Origin of the sequence: Corallococcus caeni (genome assembly GCF_036245865.1) — a bacterium.
GTDB lineage: Bacteria > Myxococcota > Myxococcia > Myxococcales > Myxococcaceae > Corallococcus > Corallococcus caeni.
In genome coordinates this window covers 705,597-727,554 of sequence record NZ_BTTW01000001.1, presented here as the reverse complement: position 1 = coordinate 727,554, position 21,958 = coordinate 705,597, and the positions used below count along the sequence as shown (strand labels likewise).

The following is a 21,958-nucleotide window of genomic DNA, read 5'->3' as shown; positions in this document are numbered from 1 at the left end:
CCGGCGCCTCGTCGTTTCCCGTGCTCGGCTAGAGTGGCCCCATGGAGATGGCGGAGTTCATCGAGACGCGGCGGCCGCGCTGGCAGCAGCTGGAGTCGCTGCTGGACAAGTCCGAGGGCGAGGGGCTGCGCAGGCTGAGCCTGGACGAGGCCCGCTCGCTGGGGAAGCTGTACCGCGCCGTCTCCAGCGACCTCTTGTGGGTGCGCGCGCGCAGCGGATCCGCGGACGTGAGCGCGTACCTCAACGACCTGGTGGGCCGCGCGTACGCGCTGACGTACCCGGGCAGCCGGCCCCGGTTCGCGGACGTGTGGGCCTTCGTCGCGCGCGGCTTCCCGGCGCTGCTGCACCACGAGTGGCGGATGTACGTGGCGTCGGTGCTGCTGTTCCTGGCGGGCGCGGGCTTCGGCTACGTGGGCATGGTGGTGGATCCGGACGCGGCGCACTACCTGGTGCCCGAGCAGCACCTGAGCATGGACCCCGTGAAGCGCGCCGCCGACGAGGCCGCGGGCAAGGGCATGTCCGTGGAGGAGCAGGCGCAGTTCACGACGTTCCTCTTCACGCACAACATCCAGGTGGCCTTCCTGGCGTTCGCGCTGGGCATCACGCTGGGGCTGGGCACGGCGGTGATGCTGTTCACCAACGGCCTGTTCCTGGGGGCGCTCGCGCAGGTGTACGCGGCGAAGGGGATGGCCGGGTGGTTCTGGGCGTGGATATTGCCGCACGGCATCCCGGAGATTTCCGCCATCTGCATCGCGGGCGCGGCGGGGCTCGTCATTGCGCGGGGCATGGTGGCGCCGGGCGGGCTGTCGCGCGGGCAGGCGCTGCGCAAGGAGGCGGTGACGGCGGTGAAGCTGCTGTTCGGCACGCTGGTGCTGTTCGTGCTCGCGGGCTTCATCGAGGGCACGGTGTCGCAGATCCACCCGCCGAAGCTGTCGGTGGCCTTCAAGGTCACCTTCGCGCTGACGGTGGGGACGGGCGTCTACGCGTACCTGCTGTCGGACTGGATGCGCGGCCGGCGGGACAGGGCGCGGGCGACGGCGGAGCTGGCGGGATGAGCGGGCCGGAGCTGGCCGTGCCTCCGTTGCCGCGCGAGCCGGAGGTGCTGATTGAATGCCCGCGCTTCTCCCTGGTGAAGCGGCGCGCGGACGGCTCCGTGGACTTCGTGTCGCCGCTGCCGTGCCCGTACAACTACGGCTCCATTCCGGGGCTGCTGTCGGACGACGGGGATCCGCTGGACGCGGTGGTGCTGGGGCCTCGCCTGGCGCAGGGGCAGCGCGTGCGCGTGCCGGTGGTGGCCGTGCTGGGCTTCATCGACGCGGGGAAGGGCGACCCGAAGGTGGTGTGCGGGACGCACCCGATGACGCCCGCCGAGCGCGCGGGCCTGGAGCGCTTCTTCCGCGTCTATGCCCTGTTCAAGCGGGGCCTGCACCGCGTGCGCGGCGACGTGCCCGACACGCGCTTCGTGGGCTGGCTGCGTGAGGGGCCCGAGGCCTGACGCCTCAGCCGAGGGCCTTGGTCATCTTCAGGACCCGGTTGTGCTTCAGCCCCTGCTCGATGGGGCCCACCCATTGCTCCGGCTGGAAGCCCACGCGCGTCCAGAAGCGGCGCCCGACCGTGTTGTCCTCCACCACCGCCACGCGCAGCAGCCGGCCGCCGTTCGCGCGCACGTGGCCTTCGTAGGCGCTCAGCACGGCCTCGCCCCGGCCCTGGCCTCGGGCTTCGGGCGCGAGGAGCAGCAGGCCGATGTACCACTCACCCCGGGCCGGGAAGTCGCGCAAGGCTTCAATCATCCCCGCGAGGACGCCGTGCGCGTCGCGAAGCGCGAGGAGCTGGCCCTGGCCGGGGGCGAGCCCCGGAGGCCGTTCGCTGGGGATGTTCCGGGCCTGATCCGGGAGCGCGGGGCGGCCGTAGGCGATCTGGTGGTAGTCCTCGCAGCGGTCGAGGAGCGGTTGCACGACGTGTGTCTCGCTGTCGTCGACGGGCTCCGCCGTGAAGTCCGCCGTCTGGAATGCGGTCCGGGCCATGGGGCTCCTACAGGACGCCGCGCGCCTTGATGTCGAGGTATCGGTTCACCGCCGCGAGGCTCAGCTCGTCCGGCGCCACGTCCAGCATCTGCACGCCGCCCCGGCTCACGCGGGCCTTGAGCACCTCGCGGTCCGTGAGCAGCTCCGACGCCACCGCGTGCTGGAACGCTTCCTCCGGGCCTGACGGCGGCGTGCGCAGCAGCTTCTGGAGTGCCGTGTCCTTCACGGACAGGCACAGCGGGACGTGGCGGCGGGCCAGGCGGTGCAGTGGAGCCACCAGCGTGTTGGCCTGCTCCTCGTCGAGGAAGTCCGTGAAGACGCACAGCAGGCTGCGCCGGTTGAGGCGCACGTTCAGCTCCTTGAAGAGCGCCAGGTAGTCCACGTACGTGAGGCTGGGCGTCGTGGAGTAGAGCGTGTCCACCAGCTTGCGGTACTGGCCCCGGCCCGCGGCGGGCGGCAGGTAGGCCTTCACGCCGTCCGCGAAGAGGGCCAGTCCCACCCGGTCCCCGTTGCGGATGGCCACGAAGGCGAGGAACAGCGCCGCGTTCACCGCGTGATCCAGCTTGGTGAGGCCGTCCACCTGCGCCGCCATGGAGCGCCCCGCGTCCACGCAGATGAGCAGCGCCTGGGAACGCTCCGACTCCAGCACGCGCGTCACCGGACGGCCCCGGCGCGCGGTGGCCTTCCAGTCCACGTCGCGCACGCTGTCGCCCTGGGCGTAGTCGCGCAGGCGCGCGAACTCGCTGCCCCGGCCGTCGCGCCGCAGCTGCCTCAGGCCCAGGTTCACCAGGTCCAGCGCCGCGCCCGAGAGCAGCAGCCTCCGGGCGCCTCGCAGGTCCGGGTACACGGACACCGAGCGCTCGGCAGGGAAGGCGCGCTCGTGCGACATGAGCCCCAGCGGGCCGCGCACGCGCACGTGCACGGCGCCGAAGCTGAACTTGCCGCGCTTCGCGGGCGTGGCCCGGTACACCCACTGCGTCTGGCTGTCCGGCGTGAGGCGCAGCGTGGCCTCCGAGGGCTCCGTGGCGAAGGACGGAGGCGCGTCGTCCTTCACGCGCACCTCCACCGTGCCGCCTCCCCGGTGCACCAGCCGCAGCTCGACGCGGTTCGCCACGCCGACGTTGAGGCGCTCCGGCAGCGTGCGCTCCACCTCCAGGCGCACGCGGCGGGCCTGGAGGAAGTCGAACGCGGCCAGGGCCACGGCCAGCGCGTCCAGCGCCAGCACCGCGCCGCCCAGGCCCGGGAAGAAGCCCGCCAGCGCCATGGGCAGCGCGAGCAGGGCGAGCAGCCCCCACAGGCGCTCGGAGGGAATCACCGGGGGACCTCGACGCCCTGGACCACCTCGCGCAGCACTTCCGTGGGCGTGGCCCCGTCCAGCTCCGCGTCCGGCGACAGGAGCAGCCGGTGGCGCAGCACCGGGCCCACGAGGAATCGCACGTCGTCCGGGGTCACGAAGTCGCGGCCCCGCAGCGCCGCCAGCGCCTTGGACGCGAGCAGCAGGTGCACGCCCGCGCGCGGCCCCGCGCCCAGGCGGATGTTGGGCGAGCTTCGCGTCGCCGCCACCAGCTTGCGGATGTAACCCAGTACCGGTTGCTCCACGTTCACCGCGCTGAGCGCCGCGCGCGCCTCCAGCAGCCCGTCCTTCGTCACCGCCGCGTTCACTCCGGCTCGCGCCAGGTCGCCCGAGTCGAAGCCCCGGTGCACGGACTCCAGGATGGCGTCCTCCTCCTCCGGCGCGGGGTAGCCCACGTCGATCTTCAGGAGGAAGCGGTCCAGCTGCGCCTCGGGGAGCGGGTACGTGCCCTCGGACTCCACCGGGTTCTGCGTGGCGAACACCGTGAACATGGGTGACAGCTGGAGGTTCTTGCCCTCCAGCGACACGGCGCGCTCCTGCATCGCCTCCAGCAGCGCGGACTGCGTCTTCGCCGGGGCGCGGTTGATTTCGTCCGCGAGCAGCAGGTCCGTGAAGATGGGGCCTCGCGCGAGCACGAAGGCCTGTGACTTCAAGTCGAAGACGCTGGTGCCCAGGATGTCCGCGGGCATCAGGTCCGGCGTGAACTGGATGCGCTTGAAGTCCGCGCCCACGCTGCGCGACAGCGCCTTGGCCATCAGCGTCTTGGCCACGCCGGGCACGCCCTCCAGGAGGATGTGTCCGCCGGCCACGAGCCCGCAGAGCATCAGCTCCAGCGGTTCGTCCTGCCCGACCACGGCCTTGCGCACCTCCGCGAGGACGCCCTCGCGGATGGCGTTCGCGGACCGCACGGCGTTGCCGCTGTCCGGGAAGGGAGGAGGGGAGAAGGGCGGGGCGTTCATGGGGTTCCGGGGCGGGGCCGGCCGGTGCCGGCGGGGTGGATGCGCTCGCGCAGGTGCGCGGCGGAGGTGGCGAGGGCCTGGAGGTCGGCGTCCTTCTGGACGGCGGCGGATTGGCGATTCACGTCGAGCAGCCCTTCCGCCAGGTCCTGGCGTCCGCGCGACCGCAGCCCTTGCGCGACGGCGTCGGCGGTGGAGTGCGAGGGCAGGCCCGCGAGCGGCGCCAGCTGCTGCGTGAGGCCGCGCGAGATGAGGCCCGCGGCGAAGGCGTGGTGCTGGCCCTCGCGGTACAGGCGGCTCATGGCGAAGAGGGCGTCCGTGGCGCCCACGCGCATGGACTCGGGCGGAGGCAGCGGACGGCCGAAGCGCTTCAGCGCGCCCGCCCACAGCACGACGCCCAGGAGCAGCTGCGCGACGGCGAAGTGCAGGCCGTAGCGGCGCGCGAAGTCCACGATGGAGCGCTCGTTGGTGAAGCCGTGGTGGAACTCGTCGAAGGCGTAGGGGCCGGGGCCCATGGCGCCCAGGGCGCTCAGCCAGAACTGCGCGTTGTCCGCGCGCGCGAGCGCCGGGTTCATCGCGAGCTCGGGGGCGCCCACCACCAGCACCCGGCCCTTGCCCGCGGGGACCACCGCCGCCACGGGGAAGCCCAGGCGTTCATCCTCCAGCACGGTGACCGCGCCCTCCGGGAGCCGGAGGTAGGCCTGGACCTTCGCCTCCACGCGCTCGACGCCCAGCGTGTACGGCGTGGGCAGCGGGGGCACCAGCGTGCGCATGGGCAGCGTCACGTCCGCCTTGTCCAGCTTCACGCCCAGCGCATCCAGGAGCGCGTTCTCCCGCGAGCCCCAGGGCACGTACACGAGCGACGCCCCGGCGCGGACATGGGCCAGGACGCGTTCGACCTCGTCGTCGTCCAGTTGCTGCGCCCGCAGCGCGTTGAAGCCCTGGTGCGGCGCGTCCTCGCCGTGGGTCCCCGCGTCCGGATCCGAGGCGAGCCGCGTCTGATCCGGATCCTCCTCGTGCGAGTCCTGGACCTCCACGGCGAGCAGCACCAGCGCCTCATGGCCGGAGAGCAGGCGCAGGTCCGCCATGTTGCGTGTCACCGGCAGGCCGCTCTCCTGCGCGAGCAGGTACAGGGCGCGCGCGCCGTCCGGCTCCGCGCGGAAGGTGGACAGTGGATCCGCGAAGCCGCCGCGCTGGGCGCCGCGCACCAGGAACGTCCCGAGCACGCCCGCGAGCAGCAGGCTCCCCAGCACGAGCAACGGGAAACGGTCACGCACCGGCGGCCTCCTGCACGGGCGGCGCGGCGAGCAGCGGGGCGGTGATGGCACGGAACTCGGTGTAGCCGTCCGGGCCCACGGGCACGTTGCCGTACCACGCGAAGTCGAAGCGGCGCGTCAGCTCCCGGAACGGGGCCTTCACCTCGGGGCGGCCCCGGAACGCGCGCAGGTAGTCCCAGTTGGAGAGGGTCTCGTCGTAGTGGATGGCGCCGTCGCGGTGCAGGCGCGACAGGAGCGCGAGGTAGAGGTTGCGCACCGCCTCGCGGTACTCGCCCTTCGCGGCCAGCGCGTCGGCCAGGTGCGCCCAGCCTTCCGGCGGACGGGACAACGCGTGGTCCGGGTTGTCCGCGAGCGCCGCGGCGTCCACGGTGCGCACGTCCAGCGCCGGACCCGGGGCCGCACGCTTGCGCCGCAGCACGCTGACGAGCACCACCCCCAGCACCGCCAGCGTCAGCGCGACCAGGATGACGACGAGGATGTCGGCCGCCGCGCCGCCGCTCAGGGGCAGGGCCGTCTCACGCGACCTGGGCTGCGGGTCGTGGCGCTTGAAGAACTCCTTCAGCCACTCGCCCAGCTTGTCGATGAAGCGGCGCCACCAGCCGGGCTCCGGAGGGACCTCCTCCTCCTTGGGTTCGGACGGGGCCTTCTCCGGACGTTCCTGGAACTCCGGCCGCGCGAGGATGGACCGCGCCCGGTCCGTCGCCGCCCGGGCGTCCGCGCGCGCCTGGGCCTCGGCCGTGGCCGTCACCTGCGCGAGCCCTTCCTCCAGCGTCACCGCCGCGCTGTCGCAGTCCTCGTCGTCGTAGGCCTGCTGCTCCAGGCGGCGCACGAAGCGCTCCAGCTTGACCGTCTCACGCGCGTCCAGCGCATCGAGGTCCCGGAGCGCCGGGCCCTCCACCTGCTCGGGCAGCTCGCACGTCGTCGCGACCTTCACCAGCCGGGCGCGCACGGCCTTGCGGTCCACCGGCGCGGCTGCTTCCGGAGCCGCTTGCGCCGGAGCGGGCACGGCGAGGAGCAGGCCCGTGGCGAGGAGCAGCGCGGCGGCGACGCCCTTCGACGCCAGCGTGCCGGGCTTCCTGCTCCGCTCCGGCAGTTGCTGCACGGCGGCCAGCAGGTCCAGCCCCTCCTGCCGTACGCGTCCGTCCACCAGCAGCAGCGTGGCGGTCGCCGCGCGCAGGGGCTCGAAGAGGGCGAACGTCGTCGCGGCCAGGAACACGAGCCACGGCGGGTTGTCCAGCGACGCGAACCGCTCCGCGAACGTCAGGTCGATGCCCACCAGCTGCCGCCCGAGGTACAGCAGGAAGTTGAACCCCACGTGCAGGTTGAAGAACACCAGCACCTGCACGCCCATCAGCCAGCGCACCGCGGTCGCCGTTCCCCGCGACGGGCCCAGCAGCCGCGAGCCCAGGGCGTACAGCTTCAGCGGGCTGCCCCGGCCCTGCATCGTCGCCGCGTAGCCCACGCCCTGCGCGGAGAGCAGCAGCGTCGCGATGCCCAGCGAGAACGTCAGCGTCAGCACGTTGAAGAACGCCAGGTACGCCACGGCGATGAACAGGCTGGGCAGCCGCGCCAGCGCCGCGCGCAGCGACTGCCGCACGGACGGCTCCGCCTTCGCGCCCAGCAGCACCTCCTGCACGTAGTGGCACGCCGCGCCCTGGCCCACGCCCCGGAGGAACCACGCGAGCGTGACGTACAGCGCGGGCAGGGTGGGGGAGCGCCCATGGTCCACGGCGTCCAAGAGGTGCAGCAGCGCGGCCACCACCGCGGCGCCACCGGGCAGCGTGAGCGCCCAGACGCCCGCGTCGCGCGCGCACAGCCGCAGCGCCGCGTCCATCAAGGCCACCGGACCCCGGGGGCGCAATTCCAATGCGGAGACGGCCATCGCGTCAGCCCACCGCGTGCGCGGCCAGCAGCACGCCGCCCCACACGAGCACGACGCCCACGAGCGCCAGCACCACGTGCGCCACGCTCCACTCGCGCCGGGGCGGCGGCCCCTCCAGCGCCTTGCGGCGCGTGTCGAGGCAGCTGGCGCAGCGGTTGATGCCCTCGAACTGCGTGGTGCACTCGCGGCAGATGACGCGCCGGCACTCCACGCAGACGCCCAGGCCCGCGCGGTCCGGGTGATAGTGGCAGCGGCCCGAGCCCTGAATCATGCGCTCACCTTACGCAATCCAGGGCTCGCCACACCACCCCCGCGCGGGCGGACCGGGGCCTACAACTCGTCGAAGAACTCGTCGTTGTAGGTGTAGCGGCCGAGCCGTTTGACGAGCGCCTCCATGGCCTCCACCGGCTTCACGGAGAAGAGCATCTGCCGCAGCTTCTTCACCTTCTCGTACTCGCGCAGGGTGAAGAGCTTCTCCTCCTTGCGCGTGCCGGACTGGGGGATGTTGATGGCCGGGAAGACGCGCTTCTCCGCGAGGAGGCGGTCCAGGGTGACCTCGGAGTTACCCGTGCCCTTGAACTCCTCGAAAATCACCTCGTCCATGCGGCTGCCGGTGTCGATGAGCGCCGTGCCGATGATGGTGAGCGAGCCCGCCTCTTCCGTGGCGCGCGCGGCGCCGAAGATGCGCTTGGGGCGCTCCAGGGCGCGGCTGTCCACGCCGCCCGTCATGGTGCGGCCGGAGCTGTCGACCTCCTTGTTGTAGGCGCGCGCCAGGCGGGTGATGGAGTCCAGGAGGATGACCACGTCCTTGCCGGATTCCACCAGCCGGCGGGCGCGCTCCAGCGCGAGCTCCGCGACCTTGAGGTGGTCGCCCGTGGGCCGGTCGGAGCTGGAGGCGATGACCTCCGCCTTGATGCTCCGGCGCATGTCCGTCACTTCTTCCGGGCGCTCGTCGATGAGCACCACCATGACGTGGCACTCCGGGTGGTTCTGGATGACGGCCTGCGCGATGCGCTGGAGCATGATCGTCTTGCCCGTCTTGGGCGGGGCGACGATGAGCGCGCGCTGACCCTTGCCGATGGGCGCGATGAGGTCCAGCACGCGCGTGACCATCTCCTTGTGGCCGTTCTCCAGCTTCAGCCGCTCGGTGGGGTCCACGGAGGTGAGGTCCGCGAAGTGGGGCAGCCGGGGCGCGCCCTCCAGCGGGCGCCCGTCCACCGTGTCCACCTTCTGGATGACGCCCTTGTGGCCGCGCATCTGCGCGAACGCGGTGAGGTACTGGCCCTGCCGCAGGCGCAGCTTCTGCACCAGGTTCTTCGGCAGCTCCGGGTCGTCCGGCGACGCCAGGAGGTTGCGCTTCACCTGACGCAGGAACGCGTTGGGGCCCTTGGCCTCCGTGTCCAGCACGCCCTCCACGGGCGCCAGGTTCTGCTGCTGTTGCTGCTGTCCGCCACCGCGCTGCTGCTGCTGATGGCGCGGGTGCTCGTGGCGCTGCGGCTGCTGCTGCGGCTGCCCGCCGTCCTGCGCGGGGCGGGCCTCCTGGGCCTGCGGCTGGCCGCCGCCCTGGGGCTGCTGCTGTTGCTGCTGCGCCTGGCGCTGCTTGTACTGCTCCAGCTCCTGCGGCGTCAGGAACACCTGTACCTGCTGGCCGTCCGGGCCCGGCTGCATGCGGTAGGCCTGGCCCTCCGGGGTGAAGTGCACCTGCGCGCCACGACGGCGGCGGCGGCGGCGGCGACGGCGGCCACCCTGGCCCGCGGGGCCTCCGGGCGCGCCGTTCTGCGCGGCACCTCCCGCGGAGGCGTCGCCCTCGTCGGGGCCCTCGTCTCCCTCGTCGTCTCCGCCGTCGTCATCCGCCTCGGGGGGCGGAGGGGGACGTGCGGCCGCGGGCGGGGGCGGCGGGTTGCGGGTCTCGGGGTTGTCGGAATTCTCGCTCATGGGGCTCCACGCGTGACGGCCCTTGAGGGCGGCGGCCTTGAGGGGGCACGCCGGGGACGTCAGGAAGCAGGTTTTGGGACAGGAAGCCGGACGCGGGGCCTGCGAGAAGGCCGAAACCGCCGGTTCCTGAAACCCCCCGACGGCCCTAGCGCCGGCCGGGAGGCACTCACCACCCTAACAGAGCGCCCGGATGGGGCGCCCGCAATTTCGCCGGGGGTGTGCGTGGGCTGTCCACCCGCCGACCTCCCCGGCCCGAACCCGGGGCCTCCGGGCGCCGCTCAGCGGATGCGCACGCGGAAGGGCATCATGGCCTTCAGCCCGGGGCGCAGGAGCTCGGGCGACCCCAGCCCCACCTCCCGGGCGAGCACGGACAGGGCCTCCGGCGGGCGCTCCGGCAGCGCGGGCAGCAGCAGCCCCGCCAGCGCGTGCACGCCAGGCTCTCCGCCCAGGCCGGAGAAAAAGCCGCGCGCGTCCCCCATGACGTCCAGGTCCAGGTCCTCCGCGGGGGGCACCTTCGCGCGCCTGCGCGCCGACGCGATGGCCTCCGGCAGGCCGCCCAGCCCGTCCACCAGCCCCCGGGCGAGCGCGTCCGTGCCGCTCCACACGCGGCCCCGGGCCACGGCGTCCACCTTCGCCTTGTCCATCTTCCGGTTGCGGGCGACCTCCGTGATGAACGTGTCGTAGGAGTCGTCCACCCAGGTCTGCACCGCGGCCTGCTGCTCGGGCGTCCACGGCTTCCACCACTCCAGGAGGTCCGCCAGCTCGCCGCGCTTGAGCGTCTCCTGGTTCACCCCCAGCTTCATGCCCAGGCCCTCCAGCGCGGGCTTCGGGTAGAAGACGCCGATGCTGCCCGTGAGCGTCGTGGGCTCCGCCAGCACCTCGTCCGCGGCCACCGCCGCGTAGTAGCCGCCGGACGCCGCCGCGTCGCCCATGGAGGCGACGACGGGCTTGTGCTTCTTCGCCTCCAGCACCGCGCGGTACATCAGGTCCGACGCCAGCACGTCGCCGCCGCCGGAGTCCACGCGCAGGACGATGGCCACCACGGACGGGTCCTCCTGCGCCTCCTGCAGCGCGCGCACCACCGTCTCCGCGCCCGCCAGCTGCGCGAAGCCCAACGGATCCTCGCGGCTGCGGCCGCCGGTGATGTCGCCCAGCACCGGCACCACCGCGATGCGGCGGCGCAGGCCCCAGCGGTCCTCGCGCTCGTCGCGCGGCGAATACGACGGGTGGAAGCGCAGGCCGGGGAACCACTCCGCCACGCGCGCCTCCAGCTCCGTCGCGGACACCACGCCGTCCAGCAGCCCCGCCGCCTGCGCCCGCTTGGAGGACAGGATGCCCTGGGCCCACGCGGCGCGCAGCTTCTGCGGGGGCAGCTTGCGCCCCGCCTCCACGGCCTTCTCGTAGTGCGTCACCTGCGCATCCAGGTATGCGTCCAGCGTCTCGCGCTCCGCGGGGCTCATGTCGGAGCGGGTGAACTGCTCCATCGCCGTCTTGTACTCACCCACGCGCGCCACGTCCCAGTGCACGCCCAGCTTCTCCATGGTGCCGCCCAGCGACGTCACCGTGGCGGCCAGGCCGTTGATGGGCAGCGACGCCTCCGTCAGCGCGTAGACGCTGTCCGCCGCGGACGCCACCAGGTAGCTGCGGTCATCCCCGGACAGCATCACCACCACGACCTTCTTGCCCGCCTCGCGCAGCTTGAGCAGCGACTGGCGCAGCTCCTCCGCCGTGCCCCAGCCCACGCCGGGCAGGCCCTCCATCTTCAGCACCACGCCCTTGAGCCGCTCGTCGCGCGTGGCCAGGTCCAGGAACTTCATCAGGCGCAGGTACGGGTCCACCTCGCTCACGCCCAGCAGCGAGAGCACGGGGCTCACGCCGCCCGCGAGCATGTCGTCCAGGTCCACGAGCGCCACCACGCCGCCGCCGCCGTGCACGGAGCGGTAGCGCTCCGACGACAGGCGAAGCTGCAGCACGTGGTCCAGCCCGTTCCCCGCGCCGCCCGCCGCGTACGTCAGGCCCGCGTGGCCCAGGTCCACCGTGGCCGCGAACTGGAGCGCCAGCGGGATGCCGCTCACGAAGCCGTGGGACAGCCCGCCGCCCAGCCGCAGGCCGCGCACCACCTCTGCCTGGAGCGTGTACGTGGCCAGGCCCTCCCGGAAGCCGCCCTCCGCGAAGAGCCAGTCCACGCCCAGCGTGTAGCGCTCGCCCAGCGGGCGCAGGCCCAGGCCGAAGTTGTAGCGCCGCGGCAGCTTGAGGCCGTCCTGCTCCGGCGCGTTCACGTCCTTCGCCACGGCGGCCAGCGACAGGAAGCGGAAGGGGCGCGCGGTGAGGCCCACGTCCCAGCTGGTCAACCCGCCGATGCGGCGGTCATCCGAGCTGAAGTCGTGCAGGGCGGCGCCCAGCTGCAGCGTGCGCGGCCCCAGCGACAGGCCGAAGGACGTCTTGCGGTAGTCCGGCGCGTTCTCCCCGCGGATCCACTCCAGGGAGAAGCCCGCGCCCAGCCCCAGCAGGCGCGTGCCCAGGAACACGGCGTCCGCGACGGAGTCGGATTCGAGGTTGCGCTCGTGGAGGTAGAACAGCTGCCCCGCGTCCTGGAAGCCCAGGCCGGCGGGGTTGAGGGACAGGGCGGGCGCCTCGTCGATGAGCGCCGCGTTGGTGGGCGGCAGCGTGACGCCCCGGGGCGGGGCGGGGGCGCGGTCGACGGCGCCCGTCTGGGCGAGCGCGAGGCTGGGGAGGAGGGCGAGCAGCGGCAGGTGGCGCATACGGCCCGGGACTCTAGGGGGGAGCCGTCCCGGGACAAGCGCCGCGTGCTACCAGTCCTCGGTACCCGACACGTTATCCAACGGATCATCCCCGGAGTGCTTCTTGACGGACTGTCGGGAGTTGCCGCCCCGGTCCTCCGAACCCCAGTCCTCCGCGCCGCTGCGGTTGTCCAGCGGGTCGCGCTTCTTGATGACCTGTTCGCCCTCGCTGTTGATGAGCTGGTTGACCACCCGCTCCATCTCCGACTTGAGCTGGCCGTACTCGTCGCCCTGGAGCACCAGCTTGCGCGAGCCCAGGCGCTTGCCGCTCTTCACGTCGAAGAGGGCCACCGCCAGCTCCGTGCCCCGCTCCGGGATGACGCGCACGGTGCCCACCATGGCGCGGTCCAGGCTCAGCGACTTGCCCAGGGACATGACGGCGTTGGCCGGCTTGTCGCTGCCGCGCGCCACGTCCGGCACCACCTTGTCCAGCTGCGCGTCGTAGGCCTTGTAGGTGGCCGTCGGCGACAGCGCGGTGGTGACCTCCACGTCGTCCGGCGTGACCTCCGCGATCTGCCCGAACTGGCGGAAGCCCGGCCGCTCCATGCGCACCAGGTGCTTGCCCACGGGCAGCGTGGGCAGCGTCACCGGCGTGAAGCCCACCGGCTCGCCGTCCACGTAGACGCGGGCGCCCGCGGGCCGGGACTTGAAGGTGGCGCTGCCGCGCAGCTGCGAGGTGCGGCTGGTCGCCACCTGCACGCGCAGGCTCATGAACTCCCGGCTGAAGCGCTTGGGGTTCAGCTCGAAGGTGGGGTTGAGCGCCATCAGGTCGATGAGCAGCAGCTTCGCCTCCTCCACGTCGCCCCGCAGCTGGAGGATGGCGCCGTGCAGCGCCAGCGCGTCGCACAGCGGGAAGCAGGAGGTCATCGCCGCGACGGAGCCCTCCACCTCCTTGAGGGTGGCGCGCACCTTGCGCTCCGCGTCCTCGTAGTCGCGCGCCTCGAAGGCCTTGAGGCTCTCCTCGTAGCCCTTCTTCGCGCGCTGGAAGGACGCCTGGGCGGCCGGGTCGTCCGGCAGGCCGAACAGGTCGCGGGGCTTTCGCACGGAGTAGCCCGCGAAGTTGCCGAGCGCGTCGTTCATGTAGCTCTCCATCTGCACCCCGGAGGACTCGGACGACGGGTCCATGGGGATGAGCAGCGCGGAGACGCGGCCCTGCGGGGGCGAGGACGACAGCGCCAGGGCGGGCAGCAGCACGAGCGCGAGCGAGAGGGCTTTCATGAGGAGTCCTGTGCGCTTGACGCCCGGCCTAGAAGGAAATTCCACCGGGCAGACCATTCACCGGGTTGAAGCCGGAGCCGCGGTCCGTCGTGGCCACGTACACCACGCCCGCCGTCACGGCCGCCACGCCCGCCGCCGCCGCCCAGAACCAGGGCTTGCGCAGCACGGAGTCGCTGGAGGACACGGCGTCCTTCTCCTCCTTGCGGCTCTGGGGCAGGGCGGCGCCCGCGAGGAAGGTGTGCACCTGGTCCGCGGCGGCGTCCGCGCTGCCCTTGCCGTCGCGCTTGGTGAAGTCCACCTCCACGTCGCGCAGGCGGTTCTTCGTGCGCAGGTCCCACGCCTGCACCTCGCCGTGCAGCCGGCCCTTCTTGTCCTGGAACGACGCCGCCAGCACCACGTAGCGGGCGTTGAGCCGCTCGCCGATGGCGCCCACCTCCGGCGGCACGCCGTCCGCGTCGAAGGCGGCTTCCGTGCCCGCCTTCGCCGCCGCGTCACGCAGCGCGGACAGGCCCGGCGCGGAGGCCAGCTTCGTCTTCACCTCCGTGGGGGCGGACGGCTTCACCTCCGCGTACGTCGCGAACGGGGCGTAGCCCGGCAGCACCACCTGCACGGGGTAGTGGCCCGGGGCCAGCTTCGCGCCGGACAGCGGCGTCACGCCCACGTCGCGTCCGCGCACCAGCACGCGCGCGCCCTGCGGCTGGGACGTCACCGCCAACGTGCCCTGCGGCTGCGCGTTCAGCTCCGTCTGGGCCTCCGCGAACACCCGCTGCACGTCCTGGCCGAACAGGCCCGCGTCCGGGCGCAGCGACGGCTCCGCCAGCAGCGCGTTCGTGAAGGCCGCCTTCGCGCCCGCCACGTCGCCGTTGAGCAGCTGCGACGCGCCCTGGAAGAGGTACGTCTCCCCCAGCTTCTCCGGGCGCAGGTCGCCGGGGCGCTGCACGTAGGCCTCCGCGGCCGCCTTGAACTTCACCGCCGCGGTGTCCGGATCCAGGTTGTCGTACGCCGTGCGGCCCTCGTCGAAGAGGGCGTCCCCCTTGGGGTTGCCCTGCGGCTCCGGCGGCGGGAAGGCGGTGGCCAGGTCCACGAACTGGATGTCGCCCGCGCTGCCCAGCTTCCGGGTGAGCGTGTCCTCCAGCTTCGCCGCGGAGTCCGCCGCGGCTGACTGGCGCGCCACGCCGAAGATGGCGACCGCGTTGGACGGCGCCGCGCGCACCACCGCGGCCGGGACCTCGGCCATCTTCGGGAGGGTGGGCCTGGCCGGGGCGACCGGGGCCTGGGTGGCCGCCTTGGGCGCCACGGGCGCGTCCGACGCGGGGGCCGCTTCATCCGGAGGGGTGAAGGTGTCCTCGGGGACGGGCGCGGGCACCTTCTTGGTGGCGGCGGGGCGCTTCTTCTTCGCGGCGGGCTTCCGCTTGGTGGCGGCGTCGGCGGCGGGAGCGCTCAGCACACAGGCGAGCGCGACAGTCAGGGCAAGACGGGCAGTGTTCACGATTCGGCGGATGCTAGCCGACCGGCGGGGCGGAAGACCAATGCCCCCCCGGGACGGGGAAACGCCCGTCCCGGGTGTGCGGGGACTCCCGCTTTCTCAGACGTCCAGCTCCTGGACCTCGCCCGCCATTTCGGTGATGAACTTGTAACGCGCCGAGACATCCTTGCCCATCAGGTCGTTGATGATGCGGTCGGTCTCCAGCGCGTTGTCGATGGTGACGCGCAGGCTGATGCGGTTCTTCGCATCGAGCGTGGTCGTCTTCAGCTCATCGGCGGTCATCTCGCCCAGACCCTTGAAGCGCATGATGTTGGGCTTGGCGTTGCCCTTGGCCTTCTCGCGGATGATGCGGTCGCGGTCCGGTTCGTCCAGGGCCCAGTACGTCTCCTTGCCGATGTCCACCCGGTACAGCGGCGGCTGGGCGATGTGCACCGCGCCCGCCTCAATCAGGGGCCGCAGGTGCCGGTAGAAGAACGTGAGCAGCAGCGTGGCGATGTGGTGGCCGTCGCTGTCCGCGTCCATCAGCAGGAAGACGCGGCCGTACCGCAGCTTCGTGATGTCGAAGTCGGAGCCGATGCCGCAGCCCAGCGCGCTGACGATGTCCTGGAGCTCCTTGTTGGTGGCCACCTTGTCGGTGGAGGCCTGCTCCGCGTTGAGCACCTTGCCGCGCAGGGGGAGGATGGCCTGGGTGCGCCGGTCGCGGCCCTGCTTGGCGGAGCCGCCTGCGGAGTCACCTTCCACGATGAACAGCTCGCTCGTCTGCGGGTCCGTGGACGAGCAGTCCGCCAGCTTCCCGGGGAGGTTGAGCCGGTGGCTCACCGCGGACTTGCGGCTGATGGCGGCGGAGGCCGCGCGGGACGCCTCACGCGCGCGGGCGGCCAGGATGATGCGCGCCAGCAGCGCTTCCGCGATGGACTTGTTGTCGTTGAGCCACTTCTCCAGCACCGGGCGGATGGCGCCGTCCACCTGCGCCGTCGTCTCCGGGTTGTTGAGGCGGCCCTTCGTCTGCCCCTGGAACTGGGGCTCCACCACGTACACGGAGAGGATGGCGGTGATGCCCTCGCGGATGTCCTCCGCGGTGAGCGACACGCCCTTGGGCGTCAGGCCGTGCGTCTCGATGTAGTTGCGCATCGCCTTGACGATGGCCGCCCTCAAGCCCGCCTCGTGCGTGCCGCCCAGGTTCGTGGGGATGCCGTTGACGTACGAGCGGATGTGCTCGTCCGTGGCCTCCGTCCACGCCAGCGCCACCTCCAGGCGGACCTCGTTGTCGCGCGAGAAGTAGAACGGCGTGCTGCCCGCGGGGACGATGGGCTTCTGGCGCTCCGTCACGACCTTGGTGAGGTACTCGGCGATGCCGCCGTCGTGCTTGAACGTCTCCGACACGGCGGGCGTGACCGTTTCGTCCTTCCAGACGACCGTCATGCCCTTGTGCAGGTAGCTCTTCGCCTCCAGGCGCTCGCGCACCAGGGCCGCGTCGAACTTCTGCTTCTCGCCGAAGATCTCGGCGTCCGGCTCGAAGGTGATGGACGTGCCGGTGCCGCGCGCGGGGCCCTCCACCTTCAGGGCGCTCGTCGCCTTGCCGCGCGCGTACGACTGCACGTGGCGCTTGCCGTCCTTCTTGATTTCGATGAGCAGCTTGCTGGTGAGCGCGTTCACCACGGAGCTGCCCACGCCGTGCAGACCGCCCGAGTGGATGTAGTTGCCCTGCTCGAACTTGCCGCCCGCGTGCAGCGTCGTGAGGATGACCTCCACGGCGGGCTTCTTGTGCTTGGGCATCATGTCCACGGGGATGCCGCGCCCGTTGTCCACGACGGTGATGGACTTGCCGCCCTTGTGCAGCGTGACCTCGATGTGGGACGCGAAGCCGTTGATGACCTCGTCCACCGAGTTGTCGACGATCTCCCAGAGCAGGTGGTGGTAGCCCGTGGTGTCGGTGCCACCGATGTACATGGCCGGGCGCTTGCGCACCGGCTCCAGGCCTTCCAGGACCTGGATGTCCGCGCCTGTGTAGCTTTCCTTCTTGGTCGCCATGGCCTTCCCGCTACTCCTTCTTCTCCGGCAGCGGCACGAAGGTGACGGGCCGCGCCACCTCCTTCACCGTGTCGCGCTTGGACATCTCGTGGCCCTTGCCGCCGCGCGCCGTCACCGTGAACTTCGCCGGTGACAGGTGCAGCTTGCGGCCCTTCTGCGTCTCGAACTCCAGCGTGGCGTCCTTCTGACTGGCCGGCGCCGCGAGGAAGTCCACCACCTTGTCGCCCGCGTCCACCTTGATGACCTGGACGCCCTTGCCCGGGCCCGCCAGCTCGTTGACCTCCGCCACCTTGCAGACGAGGGCGTTGGTCTTCTCCGTGAGGACGGCGAGCAGGTCCTTGTCGCCCACCGGCTGGGTGCCGATGATCTCATCGCCCTCGCCCGTCTTCGCGTAGCGGCGGCCGGCGCGGGTGGACACTTCCAGGTGCGGCGCCAGCAGGAAGCGCAGGCCCAGGCCCTGGCGCGTCACCGCGACCAGCTTCTCCGGCTGGGGCAGGCGGGCGTCCTGGGACAGGGCGCCCACCACGCGCTCGCCGTCGTCGAACTTGAACAGCTTCTGCACCGGGTCGCCGTAGCCGGTGGACGCCGGCACGTCGTTGAAGCGGGTGACGTACGCGGTGCCGAAGTTGCTGAACAGCACCAGGTTCGCCTTCAGGCTGCCGGCGAGCACCGCCATCACCGCGTCGCCCTCGCGCAGGCGGGTGGTGGACGGGTCCTTCACCTCGCGCACGCGCTTGATCCACCCGTCACGGGTGATGACGACGTGGGCGTCCTCGTCCGCGATGAACGCCTCCGCGGAGAACTCCATCTCCTCGGAGCCCGCGCCGCCGATGCGCGTGCGGCGCTTGTCGGTGTACGCGGCCTTGAGGCCGGACAGCTCGTCGTGGATGACGCCCCAGCGCTTCTTCACGTCCTTGAGGATGCCCTCGATGCGCTTGATCTCCGCGCGCTTCTCCTTGAGCTCCTTCTGGACGATGAGGATCTCCAGGCGGGCCAGCTTGTAGAGGCGCATCTCCAGGATGGCGTCCACCTGCACTTCGTCCATCTTGAAGCGCGCCATCAGCTTCTGGGCCGCGTCCTGCTTCCCCTCGGACTGGCGGATGATCCGGATGATCTCATCCAGCGCGTCGTAGGCCTTCTCGAAGCCCTCGAGGATGTGGACGCGCCGCTTGAGCTCCGCCAACTCGTGCTCGAACCGCTTGGTGACGATCTCCAGGCGGAAGTCGAGGAAGTAGCGGAGGATGGACTTGAGGTCCAACCGCTTGGGCGTGCCCACGTCCGGGTTGTCGGAAGGGACGAGGCACGTGAGGTTCACGCCGAAGTTCGTCTGCAAGGGCGTGTGCTTGTAGAGGTACGCCATCACCAGCTCGGGGTTGGCGTCCTTCTTGAGCTCCAGCACGATGCGGACGTCCTTGGTGGACTCGTCGCGCACGTCGGTGATGAGCGGCAGCTTGCGCTCGCGCACCAGCTCGCCAATCTTCGCGACGAGCGTGGACTTGTTCACCGTGTACGGGATGGAGGTGACGACGATCATCTGACCGCCGCGCTTGAGCTCCTCCAGCTTGTACTCGCCGCGGATGCGGACGGAGCCCTGGCCCGTCTCGTAGATTTCGCGCAGCTCCTTCTTGTCGTTGAGGATCTGCCCGCCGGTGGGGAAGTCCGGCCCCTTGATCCACTTGAGCAGGTCCTTGGTCTGCAGCTCCGGGTCGTTGATGAGCGCCAGCAGCGCGTCCACCAGCTCGCCCAGGTGGTGGGGCGGGATGTTGGTGGCCATGCCCACCGCGATGCCGGTGGTGCCGTTCATCAACAACTGCGGGACGCGCGCGGGGATGACGACCGGCTCCTCGCGGGTGCCGTCGTAGTTGGGGCGGAAGCGGACCGTCTTGCTGTCCAGTTCCCCCAGCAGCTCCGTGGCCAGCTTCTCCAGGCGGCACTCGGTGTAGCGGTAGGCCGCGGCGGAGTCGCCGTCGAGCGAGCCGAAGTTGCCGTGGCCGTCCACCAGCGGGTAGCGCAGGGAGAAGTCCTGGGCCATGCGCACGAGCGCGTCGTAGATGGCCGTGTCGCCGTGCGGGTGGTAGCGGCCCATGATGGCGCCGACGACTTGGGCGCACTTCTGGTACTTCGTGTCGAACGACAGGTTCAGGTCGTTCCACATGCCGTACAGGATGCGGCGCTGCACGGGCTTGAGGCCGTCGCGCACGTCGGGCAGGGCGCGCGAGGTGATGACCGACAGGGCGTAGTTGAGGTACCGGCGGCGCGCTTCCTCGGCCAGGCCCGCGGGCAGACCGTCGCCGCCGCCGGCGCCGGACGCGCCGCCGCCTCCCTTGCCTCCGCCCCCTGCCGGGCCTCCCTGCTTCTTGCGCGACTTCGTTTCGGCTTCTGCGAGCATGGTCATGGAATCCAGATGGGTGTCACTCGGGCCGCCCCCACCGTGCGTGACGCGGCGCGCGGGCCGCGCCGTACGCCCTGCGACTACCAGTCGGGTCGGACACTCAACGTCAGATGGCCGGGACTACCATGGGCCTCTGACATTGAGAACGAATTCGGGAGGTTGCGTCGGCTCCAACGCGGGACTTCTGCACGTCCGTACAGTCCTGTGCCTGCTTAGAACCCACCGCCAACCCCCCGGAATTCCGAGGGGAGCGCTGTCAGGGCCTGACTGGCCGGCAGCTTGGACTAGCCGTTGTCGCCGGGGGGATTGGCGCGGGGCTTCTTGCCTTCCGCGTCAGGGGCGCGACCCCAGTTGCCGCTGCCGCGCTTGAAGATCTGCACGCCCCGGCCGGAGCTGCCGCCGGCCATCCCGTTGATGCTGGCGGTGAGGGCCTTGCCACCCGGCGGGTGGTAGATGACGCGCACCTTGCGCGCGGAGGGCAGCAGCGCGCTGGTGGCGTCCACCAGCAGGTAGACCGTGGTGCCGTCCGTCTGGATGCGCTCCGGATCCTGCCGGTTGTTGAGGTCCGCGAGCAGCTCGCCCGCGTCCGCGCTGGTGGCGTCGGAGCCCAGCTGGCGGACCTTCACGCGCAGGGCCATTTCCGGGGGCGCGTCCTGGCGCTTGTACTCCCGCACGCCCTGGATGACGACCGCCAGGTCGGCGCCGTTCTCCGGGGCCTTGTTGGCGGCCAGCTGCAGGCCGGACTGGGTGCTGGAGTCCGTGTCCAGGAAGAGGGTGATGTTGGCGCAGCGCTGCTTGCACTCCTCGCCGAAGGGGTCCTTGTTGAACTTCAGGCGCATGGCGAAGTCGCTGCCCTGGGGCCCGATGGTGGCGTCCACGATGACGGGCCGCTCGTCGTCCGGCGACGGCTTGTAGCGGAAGGTGGAGGTGCTCCGCCCGGCGGCGGAGGCGGTCGCGCCAGCCAGGAGCGAGCAGGCGAGCAGGGTGGGCAGGCGCTTCACGGAAGAGGACCTCCTGGCGGCATGGGACGGCGAACGGGCGCATTCAATGGGAACAGGCCCCGGGGCGGCAAGCCTGGGGCGTAGAGTGGCCGCCTGGAGGACAACCATGCCCACCCCGTACGTACGGCAGCTGAAGCTCGGACCGATGGACAACTTCGTCTACCTCGTGGGGCCCCAGGACGGCCCGGAGGTGGTGGTGGTGGATCCGGCGTGGGACGTGCCGGCCATCGAGGCGGCGGTGGCGAAGGACGGCAAGCGCCTGGTGGGCGCGTTCGTGTCGCACTGCCACGGCGACCACATCAACGGCCTGGCGGAGCTGCTGTCGCGCCACGACGTCCCGGTGTACGCGCAGGCGGAGGAGGTCGCCTTCTCCAGCGAGCTGCGCGCCAAGGGCGGTGACGCGCTGAGGGCGCTGAAGGCGGGGGACCCCGTGCCGGTGGGCGCGCGCACGTTCCAGGCCCTGCACACGCCCGGGCACACGCCGGGGTCGCACTGCCTGCTGGCGGAGGACGCGCTCGTGTCCGGGGACACGGTCTTCATCAACGGGTGCGGCCGGTGCGACTTCCCGGGCGGCAACCCGGAGGACATGTACCGCTCGCTGTCCCAGGTGCTGGCGAAGGTGCCGGACTCCGCGCGGCTGTTCCCCGGGCACGACTACGCGGACGTGCCGGTGGCCCAGATGGAGGCCATCCGGCAGAAGAACCCGTACTTCGGCTTCCCGGACATGGCGTCCTTCGTGGCCTTCCGGATGCGGCCGCGCAAGTAGCGCGGCCCCCAAGCTCACACCCGCCGCGCGCGGGCCACGGGCGGCAGCTTCACGCCACCGCCCGGCTTCGCGTGCATGGCCCAGTACGCGGACACGCCCAGCAGGGCCAGCGACAGCAGCGTCCACAGGGCCGCCCAGACGATGGAGGGCACCCACGTCTCGCTGGCGAGGATGGCCGCGTCGCTCTGCGCGCGCACCGCGCTGTTCCACAGGTCGTCCCGCAGGTCGAAGATGACGTAGAGCGCCGTGAAGGCCGCGAGGAACAGGTTGAGCGCGTCCACCAGCCCCGTGGGCAGGAAGCGCGCGCCCAGCCCCATGGCCACCGCCATGCCCAGGCAGAAGGCCAGGGTGAAGAGGTCCCCCGCGTAGAAGAAGCCCATCACCGCCAGCCACACGGACGCCGCGCCCATCACCGCGCGGCCCAGCCGGAAGCGGAACGTGGCCAGCATCAGCGCCGCCCCCGCCACCGCGCTGCCCAGGTAGCCCGCGGACGACACGATGACGCGGTTGAACACGCCGGGCGGCAGGCGGGAGAAGCAGGTCCCCCCTTCGTTCACCTGGAGGTGGACCCGGTCCACCGAGCCCCCCACGAGCAGCGAGGCGATGGCGTGTCCGCTCTCATGCATCATCACCACCAGCACCTTCACCGGCCACAGCACCGGCGAGTACCAGAAGTACCAGGACGCCCCCATCAGGAGCAGGAGCAGCGCCAGCCTTCCGAAATCCAGTGTCGCCCCGCTCGCGGTCCGCATCGCTGGTCCCCTCCTGCCTGGACACCGGAACATCCAAGCGCGTTCCATCTTCCGCGAAAACGCCCGCCCCGGACACCGGAACG

At 71.6% G+C, this 21,958-nt stretch carries 17 protein-coding genes; 3 read left to right on the top strand and 14 right to left on the bottom strand.

Annotated features, from left to right (window positions below; translation table 11 throughout):
- Window positions 1-41: 41 nt before the first annotated feature.
- Together AABA78_RS03010 and AABA78_RS03005 are read left to right on the top strand one after the other, a co-directional pair.
- Window positions 42-1,055: a stage II sporulation protein M gene (locus tag AABA78_RS03010; protein ID WP_338261538.1), complete on the top strand. Its 1,014-nt coding sequence runs from the start codon at window positions 42-44 to the stop codon at window positions 1,053-1,055.
- Entirely contained in the window at window positions 1,052-1,495 is a 444-nt protein-coding gene (locus AABA78_RS03005; RefSeq protein WP_338261537.1) for an inorganic diphosphatase, read from the top strand. The genes AABA78_RS03010 and AABA78_RS03005 overlap by 4 nt, the downstream gene beginning before the upstream one ends.
- Window positions 1,496-1,499: 4 nt before the next feature.
- Here AABA78_RS03005 and AABA78_RS03000 read toward each other — a convergent pair whose 3' ends face one another.
- From AABA78_RS03000 to AABA78_RS02940, 13 genes are all read right to left on the bottom strand, one after another.
- Window positions 1,500-2,024 (bottom strand): GNAT family N-acetyltransferase, encoded by a 525-nt coding sequence (locus AABA78_RS03000; RefSeq protein WP_338261536.1) that lies wholly within the window; start codon window positions 2,022-2,024, stop codon window positions 1,500-1,502.
- 7 nt (window positions 2,025-2,031) lie between these two features.
- The gene (locus AABA78_RS02995) at window positions 2,032-3,339 is read right to left on the bottom strand and encodes a DUF58 domain-containing protein (protein WP_171419658.1); all 1,308 of its coding nucleotides are present in this window, start codon (window positions 3,337-3,339) and stop codon (window positions 2,032-2,034) included.
- Window positions 3,336-4,337, bottom strand: coding sequence for an AAA family ATPase (locus AABA78_RS02990; RefSeq protein ID WP_338261535.1), 1,002 nt, complete (start codon window positions 4,335-4,337; stop codon window positions 3,336-3,338). Before AABA78_RS02990 ends, AABA78_RS02995 begins: the two co-directional genes overlap by 4 nt.
- Window positions 4,334-5,611 carry a DUF4350 domain-containing protein gene (locus AABA78_RS02985; protein WP_338261534.1) on the bottom strand — a complete coding sequence of 426 codons (1,278 nt, stop codon included), beginning with the start codon at window positions 5,609-5,611 and terminating at the stop codon, window positions 4,334-4,336. Before AABA78_RS02985 ends, AABA78_RS02990 begins: the two co-directional genes overlap by 4 nt.
- Window positions 5,604-7,493: a DUF4129 domain-containing protein gene (locus AABA78_RS02980; protein WP_338261533.1), complete on the bottom strand. Its 1,890-nt coding sequence runs from the start codon at window positions 7,491-7,493 to the stop codon at window positions 5,604-5,606. Before AABA78_RS02980 ends, AABA78_RS02985 begins: the two co-directional genes overlap by 8 nt.
- 4 nt (window positions 7,494-7,497) lie before the next feature.
- Window positions 7,498-7,764, bottom strand: a complete 267-nt coding sequence (locus tag AABA78_RS02975) for a hypothetical protein (protein WP_014398393.1) — start codon at window positions 7,762-7,764, stop codon at window positions 7,498-7,500.
- Window positions 7,765-7,823: 59 nt separating this feature from the next.
- Window positions 7,824-9,428: a transcription termination factor Rho gene (rho, locus tag AABA78_RS02970; protein WP_338261532.1), complete on the bottom strand. Its 1,605-nt coding sequence runs from the start codon at window positions 9,426-9,428 to the stop codon at window positions 7,824-7,826.
- A 278-nt stretch (window positions 9,429-9,706) separates the two neighbouring features.
- The gene (gene sppA, locus AABA78_RS02965; protein WP_338261531.1) at window positions 9,707-12,190 is read right to left on the bottom strand and encodes a signal peptide peptidase SppA; all 2,484 of its coding nucleotides are present in this window, start codon (window positions 12,188-12,190) and stop codon (window positions 9,707-9,709) included.
- Window positions 12,191-12,238: 48 nt separating this feature from the next.
- Window positions 12,239-13,447 carry a PEGA domain-containing protein gene (locus AABA78_RS02960; protein WP_171422112.1) on the bottom strand — a complete coding sequence of 403 codons (1,209 nt, stop codon included), beginning with the start codon at window positions 13,445-13,447 and terminating at the stop codon, window positions 12,239-12,241.
- Between the two features lie 28 nt (window positions 13,448-13,475).
- Window positions 13,476-14,936 (bottom strand): PEGA domain-containing protein, encoded by a 1,461-nt coding sequence (locus AABA78_RS02955; protein ID WP_338261530.1) that lies wholly within the window; start codon window positions 14,934-14,936, stop codon window positions 13,476-13,478.
- 96 nt (window positions 14,937-15,032) lie between these two features.
- Window positions 15,033-16,964 carry a DNA gyrase/topoisomerase IV subunit B gene (locus AABA78_RS02950; protein ID WP_338261529.1) on the bottom strand — a complete coding sequence of 644 codons (1,932 nt, stop codon included), beginning with the start codon at window positions 16,962-16,964 and terminating at the stop codon, window positions 15,033-15,035.
- 10 nt (window positions 16,965-16,974) lie between these two features.
- Window positions 16,975-19,353, bottom strand: coding sequence for a DNA gyrase/topoisomerase IV subunit A (locus tag AABA78_RS02945; protein ID WP_338261528.1), 2,379 nt, complete (start codon window positions 19,351-19,353; stop codon window positions 16,975-16,977).
- Window positions 19,354-19,640: 287 nt separating this feature from the next.
- Complete coding sequence (locus tag AABA78_RS02940) at window positions 19,641-20,357, bottom strand: hypothetical protein (RefSeq protein WP_338261527.1); 717 nt, start codon at window positions 20,355-20,357, stop codon at window positions 19,641-19,643.
- A gap of 106 nt (window positions 20,358-20,463) precedes the next feature.
- On the opposite strand from AABA78_RS02940, the gene AABA78_RS02935 reads away from it, so the two are divergent.
- Window positions 20,464-21,123, top strand: coding sequence for an MBL fold metallo-hydrolase (locus tag AABA78_RS02935; protein WP_338261526.1), 660 nt, complete (start codon window positions 20,464-20,466; stop codon window positions 21,121-21,123).
- A 14-nt stretch (window positions 21,124-21,137) separates the two neighbouring features.
- Here AABA78_RS02935 and AABA78_RS02930 read toward each other — a convergent pair whose 3' ends face one another.
- Complete coding sequence (locus AABA78_RS02930) at window positions 21,138-21,875, bottom strand: M50 family metallopeptidase (protein WP_338261525.1); 738 nt, start codon at window positions 21,873-21,875, stop codon at window positions 21,138-21,140.
- Window positions 21,876-21,958 lie beyond the last annotated feature (83 nt).